General features: G+C 50.7%; 15 protein-coding genes and 5 tRNA genes. 19 read left to right on the top strand and 1 reads right to left on the bottom strand.

Annotated features, from left to right (window positions below; genetic code table 11):
- Positions 1-17: 17 nt before the first annotated feature.
- The 19 genes from FYJ51_RS09175 (at position 18) to FYJ51_RS09090 (ending at position 11,894) form a co-directional block, all read left to right on the top strand.
- On the top strand, positions 18-332 hold the full coding sequence (locus FYJ51_RS09175; RefSeq protein WP_154505142.1) for a hypothetical protein: 315 nt from the start codon (positions 18-20) through the stop codon (positions 330-332).
- Between the two features lie 441 nt (positions 333-773).
- On the top strand, positions 774-1,028 hold the full coding sequence (locus tag FYJ51_RS09170; protein WP_154505140.1) for a hypothetical protein: 255 nt from the start codon (positions 774-776) through the stop codon (positions 1,026-1,028).
- Complete coding sequence (locus FYJ51_RS13825; protein ID WP_268892645.1) at positions 1,025-1,159, top strand: hypothetical protein; 135 nt, start codon at positions 1,025-1,027, stop codon at positions 1,157-1,159. The genes FYJ51_RS09170 and FYJ51_RS13825 overlap by 4 nt, the downstream gene beginning before the upstream one ends.
- A gap of 61 nt (positions 1,160-1,220) precedes the next feature.
- Positions 1,221-2,573: a replication-associated recombination protein A gene (locus tag FYJ51_RS09165; protein WP_154505138.1), complete on the top strand. Its 1,353-nt coding sequence runs from the start codon at positions 1,221-1,223 to the stop codon at positions 2,571-2,573.
- A gap of 1 nt (position 2,574) precedes the next feature.
- Positions 2,575-2,901 (top strand): GlpM family protein, encoded by a 327-nt coding sequence (locus FYJ51_RS09160; protein ID WP_167836566.1) that lies wholly within the window; start codon positions 2,575-2,577, stop codon positions 2,899-2,901.
- Between the two features lie 75 nt (positions 2,902-2,976).
- A complete protein-coding gene (locus tag FYJ51_RS09155; protein WP_105304323.1) occupies positions 2,977-3,321 on the top strand; it encodes a hypothetical protein in 345 nt (114 codons plus the stop codon).
- A 1-nt stretch (position 3,322) separates the two neighbouring features.
- Complete coding sequence (locus tag FYJ51_RS09150) at positions 3,323-4,498, top strand: cation:proton antiporter (RefSeq protein WP_105304322.1); 1,176 nt, start codon at positions 3,323-3,325, stop codon at positions 4,496-4,498.
- Positions 4,499-4,606: 108 nt separating this feature from the next.
- The gene (locus FYJ51_RS09145; RefSeq protein WP_105304321.1) at positions 4,607-5,560 is read left to right on the top strand and encodes an ROK family glucokinase; all 954 of its coding nucleotides are present in this window, start codon (positions 4,607-4,609) and stop codon (positions 5,558-5,560) included.
- Positions 5,561-5,619: 59 nt separating this feature from the next.
- Positions 5,620-6,426, top strand: a complete 807-nt coding sequence (locus tag FYJ51_RS09140; RefSeq protein WP_154505134.1) for a metallophosphoesterase — start codon at positions 5,620-5,622, stop codon at positions 6,424-6,426.
- Between the two features lies 1 nt (position 6,427).
- Entirely contained in the window at positions 6,428-6,883 is a 456-nt protein-coding gene (locus FYJ51_RS09135) for a hypothetical protein (protein WP_154505132.1), read from the top strand.
- 95 nt (positions 6,884-6,978) lie between these two features.
- A tRNA-Val gene (locus tag FYJ51_RS09130) sits at positions 6,979-7,054 on the top strand.
- 6 nt (positions 7,055-7,060) lie between these two features.
- Positions 7,061-7,136, top strand: a tRNA-Thr gene (locus tag FYJ51_RS09125).
- A gap of 5 nt (positions 7,137-7,141) precedes the next feature.
- Positions 7,142-7,226, top strand: a tRNA-Tyr gene (locus tag FYJ51_RS09120).
- 71 nt (positions 7,227-7,297) lie between these two features.
- Positions 7,298-7,373 (top strand) — tRNA-Lys (locus FYJ51_RS09115).
- A 4-nt stretch (positions 7,374-7,377) separates the two neighbouring features.
- Positions 7,378-7,451: transfer RNA gene (locus FYJ51_RS09110), tRNA-Gly, on the top strand.
- Positions 7,452-7,803: 352 nt separating this feature from the next.
- The gene (locus tag FYJ51_RS13745; protein ID WP_235897270.1) at positions 7,804-8,037 is read left to right on the top strand and encodes a uracil-DNA glycosylase family protein; all 234 of its coding nucleotides are present in this window, start codon (positions 7,804-7,806) and stop codon (positions 8,035-8,037) included.
- Positions 8,038-8,120: 83 nt separating this feature from the next.
- A complete protein-coding gene (locus tag FYJ51_RS09100) occupies positions 8,121-8,903 on the top strand; it encodes a ZIP family metal transporter (RefSeq protein ID WP_154505130.1) in 783 nt (260 codons plus the stop codon).
- Between the two features lie 151 nt (positions 8,904-9,054).
- The gene (locus tag FYJ51_RS09095; protein WP_154505128.1) at positions 9,055-10,533 is read left to right on the top strand and encodes a sucrose-6-phosphate hydrolase; all 1,479 of its coding nucleotides are present in this window, start codon (positions 9,055-9,057) and stop codon (positions 10,531-10,533) included.
- 14 nt (positions 10,534-10,547) lie between these two features.
- Positions 10,548-11,894: a sedoheptulokinase gene (locus FYJ51_RS09090; protein ID WP_154505126.1), complete on the top strand. Its 1,347-nt coding sequence runs from the start codon at positions 10,548-10,550 to the stop codon at positions 11,892-11,894.
- 73 nt (positions 11,895-11,967) lie between these two features.
- Here the strand turns inward: FYJ51_RS09090 and tnpA are convergent.
- Positions 11,968-12,343 (bottom strand): IS200/IS605 family transposase (gene tnpA, locus FYJ51_RS09085; protein WP_235897269.1); only part of this gene is annotated, 376 nt, incomplete at its 5' end.

Raw genomic sequence — 12,343 nt, 5'->3', positions numbered from 1 at the left:
TGAAAGGAAGTTCTCCCATGAAAGCGTCCGAGAATGAAGTGAGAAGCAGAATATCTCCCTATATCCATGGTTCTTTCCGGGAAGGTTCTTATGTGAATGAGTCAGATCTTCATAGAATTGCAGAAGCGTTGCGAGGATATGACAATGTCACGGTCTCAGTCGGAAAGAATGTTCTGAATGACGGGCAGCTGGACTTCATCATTTCCACCTCCTCATTTCTATCCAGTAAGAAGCTTCGCTATGAGATCCGTTCTCATGGCATGAGAAAGACGTATTACGACCCGCTGAGCTGGATTGATGAGCTTGAGGGCTGGGATGCGTTCCTGGACTGATTCCGATAGAATGACGGTAAGAAAGGAACTCCCCTTATGAAGAAAATATACTTGATGAGACATGGAGAGACGCTCGTGAACCTCCCCGCCTAAGTGCTGATGCACGATAGACGGGGCTTCCAAGGGCTTGTGTGCCCTCAGACTTTCGTCTGCTAAACGATTCGGTGACAGCACAGCACACAAGCCGAAGCTTATGTACCCATCTGCACTAACGTTTCTCAGACTGATGTCAGGATCGTCAGACTGCTGCGGGAAGAAGAGAGCACATAGCCCTGTTGATCTTCCACAGGTCAGCTAACGTCCTTTGGGTTCCACTCCCGATCCCAGAGACTTTGGTCATAAGATCGGGTGATTCCATAAACAGCCCGCGGATCAGATGCAGGAGAGGAACTGCCGGAGGGACAGAAAGACTATCTGGAGAAGCTATGCATTCCGTATTTCATGGCCATTGCGGTCTGGCTGGAACAGATCCATGCAGGAATGACGGGCGGAGAACTGTATGACCTGATGGAGCAGTTGCTTCCTTCGCGGGAATATCACTGGAAGCTGAATCCGAGGCATCTTGCCGGGGAAGAAGAATGGATGTGTTCGCCGGTATTTAATGGATCTGAGGAATTATTGGGAAGCGGAATGATCCTGCAGACGGATGTGATTCCTTCGATGCCCGGGTATCCGGGGATCTCTATGCCAGGATGATGGCGAGAAGAACGTATATCCGTGAAGTGCCGGGCGTGGTTCTCAATGAGGATGTTCTGCCGATGTGCACCAGCCTCTGCTATATGAGGCTGTATGCATTGTCTCAAAAGGCGATGGTGATTCAGGCGTGAACCAGGGGGTTTTCCTGGTTTTTCTTCTGCAGAGAAAAGGCATGAACGATATAATGACACCATGGATCTGTTTGAGAGTGCCGGAGAAGAAAACCGCAGAAAAGAAGAACCGCTTGCGTCCAGGATGCGTCCGGAAACGCTGGAAGATGTCGTAGGACAGGAAGAGATTATCGGAAAGGGAAAGCTGCTGTATCGGGCCATCAAGGCGGATCGGCTCAGTTCCATTATTCTGTATGGCCCGCCTGGAACCGGCAAGACAACGCTTGCCCATGTGATTGCGAACAGTACGAAAGCTGCGTTTTATCAGGTGAACGCGACGATTGCCGGAAAGAAGGATCTCGAAGAGATTGTTGCCAAGGCAAAAGAGAACTATGCGATGAGAGGCCAGCGCACCATTCTCTTCATCGATGAGATTCACCGGTTTAATAAGGGGCAGCAGGATTATCTTCTGCCGTATGTAGAAGATGGCACGGTGATCCTGATCGGAGCGACGACGGAGAATCCGTATTTTGAAGTCAACGGGGCATTGCTGTCGAGATCGAGGATCTTTCAGCTGAAGCCGCTGACAGAAGAAAATATCATCACGCTCCTGCATCGTGCTCTTGAAGACCCGATGAAAGGAATTGCCGGAGAGATGGTACAGATGGATGAAGATGCCGTCAGATTTCTGGCAGAGATGGCGGACGGGGATGCGCGAGCTGCTCTAGGCGCACTGGAACTGGCGGTGATGACAACAGACCGGGCAGACGATGGCTATGTGCATATCACGCTTGCAGTGGCAGAAGAATGCATTCAGAAGAAGAACATCCGTTATGACAAGGATGGCGACAATCATTACAATACGATTTCTGCGTTCATCAAAAGCATGCGCGGTTCTGACCCGGATGCGGCGCTGTATTATCTGGCAAGGCTGCTTTCGGCCGGGGAAGATGTGAGATTCATTTCCCGGCGAATCATGATTGCGGCAGCAGAAGAATGCGGAACTGCTGACCCGCGGGCGCTCGAGATTGCGGTCAGCGCTGCGGAAGCAGTGGAACGGGTCGGCATGCCGGAGGGACAGATCATCCTGGCAGAAGCAGCGGTCTATGTTGCGACTGCACCGAAGTCGAATGCCTGCTCGGAAGGAATCTTCAAGGCCATGGAAGAAGTAGAGAAGAGCGGGAATCTGGAGATTCCTGCTTATCTGCAGGATGCACATTACAAGAGTGCTTCCAGGCTTGGCAGCGGAGTGGGCTACAAGTATGCCCATGATTATCCGAATCATTATGTGAAACAGCAGTACCTGCCGGATGCGATCCGGAACCGGAAGTTCTATGAAATCAGCGATGTTGCTTATGAAGCAAGGCTTCAGAAGTACTTCGACTATATCGGCCGGAATGATTACGGCCATGAGGGAAAGAAAGAAGGAAAGTAAGATGCTGTGGATCAAATGCCTTGCAGGTGCTTTGATCATGCTGGCGGTGCACTTCATCTCGAAGTCGCCGGTCTATTTTATCTCGGCGATCATGCTCAGTTTTCCAGGCCTCAGCATGATTGCATACTATTTCATGTATCAGGAACATGGCGCAGGGCAGGTGATGGGAACCGTGAAGTTTGCAATGTTTTCCCAGATTCCGTTTTTCTGTTTTCTGCTGTCTCTGTATCTGCTTCTGAAGAAACATACGATTGGTCCCTCGTTGTGCGGGGCGTTTTTCATCTGGCTGATGGCGGCAGGAATTCTGGTGTTTCTCTGGAAGCACTGAGAGAATGCTGTTCCTTGAAATGGGTATCTGAAGTGCCTATAATGCGGGTGTTGCAAAGGAAAGGAAAGGATTATTATGCAGCTGCTTGTTTATATCACGAGTCATGAAGACAGCGTGAATCCGATTATGAAGAAGCTCATGGAAAAAGGGTTCCATGGAGGCTCTGTAGTGGATTGCGAGGGAATGCTGAAAGCAGTCAATGAAGACAGTGTCGATGCGCCGGCCATCTTCGGCGGGCTCAGAAAATTCGTGAATCCGGATCGTCAGGTCAACAAGATGATTCTGGTCGTTCTGAAGGATGAAGAAGTGAGTGATGCAGTTGAGGTCATTCATTCCGTGTCAGGCGATCTGAAGCTTCCGAATACCGGTATTCTGTTCACGATGCCGATTACCACCTGGGAAGGGGTAAGCACGAAGTAATATGAGTGCATTATTCTATATTGCCATCTGCATGGCGGCTGGTCTTCTGATGACGCGTCTCATCCGGCTCATTCATCTGCCGAATGTCACTGCGTATCTGATTGCCGGCGTACTGATCGGACCATGCGTTTTTAATCTCGTAGGTTCTGAGGAGCTGGCCACATTCAGTGTGATCACAGAGTGTGCACTTGGCTTCATCGCCTTCTCCATCGGCGATGAATTCAAGATCTCCACGCTGAAGGAAATCGGCGGACCAGCCCTTCTGATCACGGTACTCGAGTCTGTGGGTGCAGTGGTCTGCGTCATGAGCATCACGATGGCCCTGGGCTTTGATAAGATTCTCTGCATCATGCTCGGCGCCCTCTCTGCTTCGACCGCGCCGGCTGCTACGCTGCTGGTGGTACGTCAGTATAAGGCAGACGGACCGCTCACGAAGATGCTGCTGCCGGTGGTGGCGGCCGATGATGCGACTGGGCTGATTGCGTATTCCATCTGTGTCAGCATTGCTCTGAGCATCATCAACGGCGAGACTCTGACTGCAGCCAATACCGTGCTGCTGCCGCTGCTTCATATCATTGAAGCACTGGCTATCGGAGCAGGCCTTGGCACTCTGCTGGCGCTGACCCATCGCTTCTTCCGCTCTCATTCCAACCGCATGAGCTTCTGCATCGCGTTTGTCATGCTTGGTGTAGGCATTGCGGACTGGCTGGGTCTTTCCAACCTTCTGCTCTGCATGGCACTTGGTGCGATGTATGTCAATCTCAGCAATGATGCGGAGAAGATTCTGAAGTGCGTGGATGACTGGACCTATCCGCTGTTCATGCTGTTCTTCGTCATTTCCGGTGCACAGCTGAACCTCGCGGTTCTGCCGAAAGTCGGTCTGATCGGCATCGTCTATATCTTCGCACGGTTCGGCGGCAAGTTCCTCGGCGCTTGGCTCGGCGGAACGATCACCCATCAGCCGCCGGTTGTCAAAGACAACCTGGGCTGGGCTCTGATGCCGCAGGCTGGTGTTGCGATCGGCATGGCAACCCTGGCCCTTTCGCAGCTGCCGCTGGAATATGGCCAGCAGATTCAGACGGTCATTCTCAGTGCTACGCTGGTCTATGAAGTGGTCGGACCGATTGCTACAAAGAATGCGCTGAAGCGTGCTGGCGAAATTCACGCAAACGCATAATCATTCAGGAATCGCTGAAAAGCGGTTCTTTTTCTTCCTGGAGATGCTTTTTTCCAGACATGCATTTATAATGATGAAAAGGGTTTCATGATCGGAGGCAGAATAAAAATGGGAGCACAGTATTGCATCGGCGTTGATATCGGAGGCACATCCGTTAAGCTCGGTCTTTTCACCGTAACGGGTGCCCTGATGGATAAGTGGGAGATTCCTACCCGCAAGGATGAAGAAGGGAAATGGATCATTCCGGACATTGCCGCTTCAATCAAGAAGAAGATGGCAGAAAAGGGCATGCAGGACACGGATCTTGCCGGCATCGGCATGGGCGTGCCGGGACCGATTGAACCGGATGGACACGTGGCAGTATGCGTGAACCTCGGCTGGAAAGACCGTTATCCGGCCAAGGAACTGAGTTCAGAACTAGGCGGAAAGATCAGAGCTGTTGCCGGCAATGATGCCAATGTCGCAGCGCTTGGCGAGATGTGGCAGGGCGGCGGCAAGGGCCATACGAGCCTTGTTGCGGTTACCCTTGGTACCGGCGTTGGCGGCGGCGTGATTCTGAACAGCAGAATCGTGACTGGAACCCATGGCCTGGCTGGCGAGATCGGACACATGCATATCCGCGAAGAAGAAAAGGAATTCTGCAACTGCGGCGGCCAGGGATGTCTGGAACAGGTAGCCAGCGCAACCGGCATCGTCCGTGAGGCAAAACGGAATCTTGCCAATACCGAGATTCCTTCGAAAATGAGAGAATTCGGCGATGCGCTGACCGCCAAGGATGTGTGCGATTGTGCAAAGGAGGGCGATGCACTTGCCCTTGGAACTCTGGAGACGTGCTGCAGATATCTGGGCTGGGCACTTGCCTTAGTCACGCAGATTATCGATCCGGAGATCTATGTCATCGGCGGCGGAGTATCCAAGGCCGGACAGATCTTGATTGATCTGATCACGAAGTACTTCAATCAGTTCACTCCGCTTCTGAAGAAGAAGCCGGAGATCGCCCTGGCAACCCTGGGCAATGACGCCGGCATCTATGGCGCTGCCCGTCAGGTACTCGGAGACTGATGAGGAGCCGCTGCGGCGGCTCCTTTCTTTTCGTGCTACACTGTTTCTGAGGTAACGTGATGAATAATAAGAAATGGTTTCTCCTGGTCCCGGCAGCTGCTGCTGCTGCAGCCGCAGGCCTGCCGAGGGGTCTTGATATTACCCGCTATACGATCGCTGATGAAAGAATCAAGTCTCCGATCAGGATTGTCCTGCTGTCTGATCTTCACGATGACTCCTATGGAGAGAACATGAAGGGTCTGGAGATCCCGATCCGGGGAGAAAACCCGGACCTGATCCTGATGCCTGGAGACATGGCAGAAGAACACCGCCATCAGGACCATACCCTGATTCTCCTGAATCAGCTGAAAGATATACCGATGTTCTATTCCACCGGAAACCATGAAGAATACCGCTGGGACCTCACGGATCTGAAAGAACGGTTCCGCAAAGCCGGTGTTGCCGTTCTGGATGAGAAGAGCTCCGTGATCACGATCCGCGGAACAGAACTGGAGATTGCCGGGATTTCCTGCCGGCATCGCGAATCCGAATTCACACCGGAACAGGTCAATGGCCTGTTCACCACGGATGATTTCAGAATTTTATTAAGCCATCGTCCGAACTGGGTAGATCTGTACCGGCAGATCAACTGCGATCTGATTGTCAGCGGCCATGCCCATGGCGGCCAGTGGAAGATTCCAGGAACCTCGATCGGCGTCGCTGCTCCTCAGCAAGGCTTCTTCCCGAAATGGACCGAAGGCATGCATGACCTCGGCAAGGCAAAGCTGATCATCAGCAGAGGCCTGGTACGCCATTACCACCATATCCCGAGACTTTACAATAACCCGGAACTTGTCGTGATCAATCTGGTTCCGAAGGAGAACTGATATGCCAGAGAAGATGCCTCCGATTGAGAAAGTGTATGAAGCATATTCGGCCATCGCTGATGAGCGGATCATCATGCATGATACGTATGCGCTCGTGAAGTCCAGCGATGGAAAGAAGACCTATGAAGTAGACTGGAAGGACAATGTCTATTCATCTTCTGATAACGCAACCTACTGGCAGGGCTACCCTGGCTACCCGGTTCTGGCTGTGCTCATGCTGCAGGGAAAACTTCCATACCATAAAGAAAACGCAGAGAAGATGAAGAACGTCCCATGGAAGAAATGGAACGATCAGTACAAGCGGGACTATGCCGCTGCGGCAGAACATGTCTTTCAGGAACTGGAAGAAAAAGGTATCTCTTCTCAGAATATCCGTACCGATGCAGAAGCAGCCATGCAGGCATTATCCGGCCTGGATCTCACGGTAAGACGCGGCCGTCTGAAGCATTCAGAATGACAGATCTGTACCTTTGGAAATGCCGTTAATTTCTCGTTGACTCCTATTTTGGGCCATGATATATTAATAGGGCACTTGAGGAAAAGCGCATCTGTGGAGGTTTAGCTCAGCTGGGAGAGCATCTGCCTTACAAGCAGAGGGTCAGCGGTTCGAGCCCGTTAACCTCCACCATCGAATGCCGACTTAGCTCAATTGGCAGAGCAACTGATTTGTAATCAGTAGGTTGGAGGTTCGATTCCTCTAGTCGGCACCAGAGATGGAGACGTAGCGAAGAGGCTAAACGCGTCTGACTGTAAATCAGATCCCACTGGGTTCGGTGGTTCGAAACCACCCGTCTCCACCATCTATTTGATATAAACATCCTAGTGATGTCTATATATATACTGGGCAGCACTCGAGCCCGTTTACCACCATGACTCGGTAGCTCAGGTGGTAGAGCAACTGACTTTTAATCAGTGGGTCGGGAGTTCGAGTCTCCTCCGAGTCACCACGCTGCGGATGTAGTTCAATGGAAGAACGGCAGCCTTCCAAGCTGCATACGGGGGTCCGATTCCCCTCATCCGCTCCATCAAAGCAACCGCACAATGATGCGGTTTTCTTTTGCTTTATCAAAGGTACGCATTGGACTTGAAGGAATATTCCATGACCATGTAAGAACTCATTGAAGCACTGAAATCAGATCCCCGGAATCGTTCTTATACGGAAATAGGAATCTCTCGAATACTTCAGGTCAGCAATCTAGCAAGAATTCTGATTATCGGCCAGGCACCTGGCAGATAATCCGAACAATCCGGAATTCCGTTTGATGATAAGTCCGGCGAGAAGCTGATGAGCATTGACCGGAATCTGTTCTATTCTCCGGGGATCTCCCTCCCGGAAAGTTCATTGCCAAGGACTATCATGCGGAACTTCTGGAGCTGATGCCGGATATCAGGCTGACGATTCTGATCGGAAGATATTCGCTGGAATACTACCTGAAGAAGCGGATGATACAGAATGTGACTGAAACGGTCAGGGCATATCAGGAATATCTTCCGGAATACTGTCCGATGGTTCATCCGAGTCCCCTGAACTTCAGGTGGCAGGCAGGGAATCCGTGGTTTGAAGAACAGGTGATCCCGGATCTGAAGAAGATTGTTCATGAAATACTATGATTGAGAGTATTTGAACCATGAAATGCAAGTCATTCCGATATAATGAGCCTAGAAGAAAATATCAATAAGTACGGAGGAATTTTATGAATAGCGAGATTATGAGAGGCCTGCTGATCCCATTAGCGGGAACAAGTGCGGGCAGTGCATTGGTATTCTTTCTGAAGGATAAGCTGAGCCGGAATACAGAACGGGTCATGAACGGCTTTGCTTCCGGAGTCATGATTGCTGCAAGTATCTGGAGTCTGCTGCTGCCGGCGATGGAACAGTCTCCGACCAGCGGGGCGATGAGGTTTATTCCAGCAGTGCTCGGATACTGGGCTGGAATCATGTTCCTGCTCGTTCTGGACCATGTGGTTCCGCATCTTCACCTGCATGCGGATAGGCCGGAGGGAAAGTCTGGACATTACTCCAGAACCATGCTGATGCTGATGGCAGTGACCATTCACAATATTCCGGAAGGCATGGCGGTCGGAGTACTGTATGCGGGTCTGCATCAGGGAAATATGGGCATCACTTCCATGGCAGCCCTTGCTTTAGCAGTCGGTATTGCCATTCAGAATGTGCCGGAAGGCGCAATCATCTCAATGCCGCTGCATTCTGAGGGAGTGCCGAAACCGAAATCATTCTGGTATGGCGTGATCTCCGGAGCTGTGGAGCCGGTGGCAGGGTTCATCACCATTCTGCTGGCAGACGCAATTGTTCCGGTCATGCCGTATCTGCTCAGCTTTGCAGCAGGCGCAATGATGTATGTCGTCGTGGAAGAACTGATTCCGGAGATGAGTTCCGGGGAACATTCCAATCTCGGCACGATCGCATTTGCCGTGGGCTTCACGCTGATGATGGTGCTTGATATCGCATTAGGCTGATCTGATCACATTCTCTTTCTGATTCGGGATTTCCGAGTCAGAAAGAGAATGCTTTTTTCGGCTTGTGCTGAACCTGGATTTCTTCTACATTCAGATTGCAGGGACAGCTGTGCAGAGAAACTGGGACTTTGCTGCAGGGAGGATACACACGATGAAAGAATGGACAAGAGAAGAGAAATACCGGGTTCTGAAAGATCCGCAGGAATTATGGGAACTGCATGAGAAGACCGCGAAGTCAGACTTCCGGCAGACGTATCATATTCAGTCTGTGACCGGGCTGATGAATGATCCGAATGGCTTTGTCTGGCATGATAACAAATGGCATCTGTTCTATCAGTGGTGTCCATGGGGCGCAGTACATGGCCTCAAATACTGGTATCACATCGTTTCTTCTGACCTTGTTACCTGGAAGAATCTAGGGGTCTGCCTGATGCCGGACCGGGAGTATGACAATAAAGGTGCTTATTCCGGTTCTGCGATGCCGATCGGAGATTCATTATATCTGTACTATACTGGCAACAGCCGGGATGCAAACTGGGTGAGACATCCGTATACGTGTCTTGCAAAGCTGCGCGATGATGGCTGGACCGAGAAGTATCCCCTGCCGTTATTCGGACCGAATCCGAACTATACGGAACATCAGCGTGATCCGAAGATTCTGTATGTGCCGGAGATGCATTGCTATTACATCATTCTCGGTGCTCAGACAGCAGATCATCATGGCTGCGCCCTGATCTACCGCAGTGAAGATCTGCTGCATGGCTGGGTCTTTGCTGGTCAGCTGAATGTGCCTGGATTTGAGAACTTCGGGGATATGTGGGAATGCCCGACGATTGAGAAAATCGGAGGCAAGGAAATCCTGATGTTCTGCCCGCAGCATCTCTCGATTCCCGGCAGAGGAAATTCGAAGAATCATAATGGCTATATCATCGGCAGCATGGACTGGAATAGTCTGACGTTTCAGCCGGTAACCCAGTTCCATGTGCTGGATTTCGGGTTTGATTCCTATGCGGCAGCCTGTGCAAACAATGTCAGTGATCCGGACAAAGCAATCCTGGTTGCCTGGATGGGCCTTCCGGACAGCAGCTACCCGACCGATGAAGAAGACTGGCAGGGATGCCTCACACTGCCAAGAGAACTGAGAATCCGCGGCCGCCGTCTTGTTCAGCAGCCATTGCCGCAGCTTAAGGAACTCCGCGATCTCGAACTTGATGTGACCAATGCCGAAAACGGAGCAGTATGCAATCTGCCGAGAGTATGCGAGATGGAATTTTACTGCCGTCCTGGTGATTATCATCTCCGCCTGTTCTGCAGAGCAGATGGAGAGGGAGGTCTCAGATTAGACTACAATCAGAAGACTGGAAATATCACGATTGACCGATCCGGCATGGAAGTCCGGTTCAATGAAGAACAGGGGGAGTCCAGAACGAGAAATCTCAATAACGGTCTGACACATCTCAGAATTTTCATTGACCGCAGCAGTATTGAAATCTTTGTCAATGATGGCGATGCGGTCTTCACATCCAGAGTCTTCCCGAAGGGAGAAGAAACCCATTTCCAGGTAGCTGGCGATACGTTCTTGCGCATGTGGACACTGAAGCGTGCGATCAGAGATGATTTCGTGATCTGAATCAGAGAGGTTCTATGAATTACCTTGGAATTGACCTCGGAACTTCGACCATCAGCTTCATCCTGGCAGAGGACTCCGGTGATGTGCTGAAACAGATGACGCTGCCCAATACTGCAAATATCAGCGGCAGAACGAATGAATACCTTCAGGATCCGGACGTAATTCTGTCAGCAGTTACATCTGCTATCAGGGAGGTCTCAGAACAATTTCAGATTGATGGCATCGGCATTACCGGACAGATGCATGGCATTCTCTATATTGATGAAGACGGAAATTCCTGCAGCAATCTCTATACCTGGGAAGATCAGAGGGGCAATGAACTATATCAGGAGGATCTGACCTATGCGGATCTTCTGAAGGAAAAGACAGGTTATTCGGTTTCTTCCGGTTTCGGATCACTGTCCTTGTTCTATGACACGATGCATGGAACAGTTCCGAAGCAGGCGAAGAAGATCTGCACGATTGCCGACTTTATCGAAATGAAACTCGGCCATCTCACAAGCCCGCAAACGCATTTATCGAATGCGGCAAGCCTGGGACTATTCGATCTGAGAACCAGCGGGTTTGATTTCACTGCGATTGAAAAAGCGGGGATGAACAGTTCCCTGTTCCCGGAAGTCTGTTCCGAGAAACTCATCGGCTGTATGAATAATGGCATCCCGCTTTCAGCGGCGATCGGAGATAACCAGGCAAGTTTCTTCGGTTCTGTGAATGGTCATAGCAGCACTCTGATCAATATCGGAACAGGTTCTCAGATCTCTGTCCTTTCGGATCAGATCATCTCACATCGCCTCCTGGACTGCCGGCCCTATCTGAACGGTAACTATCTGCTGGTCGGCGCAAGCTTATGCGGAGGCCGAGCTTATAAAATCCTGAGAGACTTTTTCCAGAGCGTGATCCGCATGGCAGGAGCCCAAGTGCCGGAGAACCTTTATGCATTCATGGATGCACAGGCAGGCATGTATACGGATACTGAGCTGCGCGTGGATAGCAGGTTCTCTGGAACCAGAATCGATCCGTCTCTCCGGGGATCGATTCAGAACATCAGCGACCGGAACCTGACTGCCGGCAGCTTATCCTTTGCCACCCTGAATGGAATATGCACAGAACTCTATGAGTTCTATCAGTCAGTCCCGGAGAATCTTCGCGCAAATGATGTGCTGATCGGCAGCGGCAATGGGATCCGGAATAGCAGCGTGGAGCGGGAGATCATCCGGAAGATATTCTCCAGGAAACTGGTGATTCCCAAGTGCAGCGAAGAAGCAGCGTACGGGGCTGCGCTGATGGCAATGTACAATTCCGGAAAACACTCCATGGAAGAAATCCGGAACATGATCAGCTATGAAGCTGAACAGGACTGACTGAAGCTATGTGCTTTTCACAAAATGTCATTCGGTAGAAGCCACGCCCCTTTACGGGGCGGTTTTACGTTGTTTAGCCCTGATTCTCAATATAGTGTTCAATGGTTTCCTGAGATACCTGTCCTATCGATGCAGCAAAATAGCCATCTGACCATAACATTTTTTCTTTCCAGTAATGTTTTTTCAGCATATGCCCATGATTTTTCCACGCCTGATATGTGCTGTATTGTTTGAACACCGAAACGATACCAGTGATACTATCCATAGGATTATATTGCAGAAGAATATGGATGTGATCCTTATCTGTCTCCATACGCCTGATATACCAGTGATGTTCGATGCAAGCATCAAACATGTATTGCTTAACGTCAGTTCTGAACGTGCCGAACAGTAAGGCTTTGCGATACTTTGTCGCAAAGATCAGATGTACCATGAGCAGATTCTTGTTA

It is taken from the genome of Stecheria intestinalis (assembly GCF_009696165.1).
GTDB lineage: Bacteria > Bacillota_I > Bacilli_A > Erysipelotrichales > Erysipelotrichaceae > Bulleidia > Bulleidia intestinalis.
This window is presented reverse-complemented; position numbering and strand designations above follow the sequence as displayed.

Coding starts and splice junctions, on each gene's coding strand:
- FYJ51_RS09175 (WP_154505142.1), top strand. CDS start 18: ATGAAAGCGTCCGAGAATGAAGTGAGAAGCAGAATATCTCCCTATATC.
- FYJ51_RS09170 (WP_154505140.1), top strand. CDS start 774: ATGGCCATTGCGGTCTGGCTGGAACAGATCCATGCAGGAATGACGGGC.
- FYJ51_RS13825 (WP_268892645.1), top strand. CDS start 1,025: ATGATGGCGAGAAGAACGTATATCCGTGAAGTGCCGGGCGTGGTTCTC.
- FYJ51_RS09165 (WP_154505138.1), top strand. CDS start 1,221: ATGGATCTGTTTGAGAGTGCCGGAGAAGAAAACCGCAGAAAAGAAGAA.
- FYJ51_RS09160 (WP_167836566.1), top strand. CDS start 2,575: ATGCTGTGGATCAAATGCCTTGCAGGTGCTTTGATCATGCTGGCGGTG.
- FYJ51_RS09155 (WP_105304323.1), top strand. CDS start 2,977: ATGCAGCTGCTTGTTTATATCACGAGTCATGAAGACAGCGTGAATCCG.
- FYJ51_RS09150 (WP_105304322.1), top strand. CDS start 3,323: ATGAGTGCATTATTCTATATTGCCATCTGCATGGCGGCTGGTCTTCTG.
- FYJ51_RS09145 (WP_105304321.1), top strand. CDS start 4,607: ATGGGAGCACAGTATTGCATCGGCGTTGATATCGGAGGCACATCCGTT.
- FYJ51_RS09140 (WP_154505134.1), top strand. CDS start 5,620: ATGAATAATAAGAAATGGTTTCTCCTGGTCCCGGCAGCTGCTGCTGCT.
- FYJ51_RS09135 (WP_154505132.1), top strand. CDS start 6,428: ATGCCAGAGAAGATGCCTCCGATTGAGAAAGTGTATGAAGCATATTCG.
- FYJ51_RS13745 (WP_235897270.1), top strand. CDS start 7,804: ATGCCGGATATCAGGCTGACGATTCTGATCGGAAGATATTCGCTGGAA.
- FYJ51_RS09100 (WP_154505130.1), top strand. CDS start 8,121: ATGAATAGCGAGATTATGAGAGGCCTGCTGATCCCATTAGCGGGAACA.
- FYJ51_RS09095 (WP_154505128.1), top strand. CDS start 9,055: ATGAAAGAATGGACAAGAGAAGAGAAATACCGGGTTCTGAAAGATCCG.
- FYJ51_RS09090 (WP_154505126.1), top strand. CDS start 10,548: ATGAATTACCTTGGAATTGACCTCGGAACTTCGACCATCAGCTTCATC.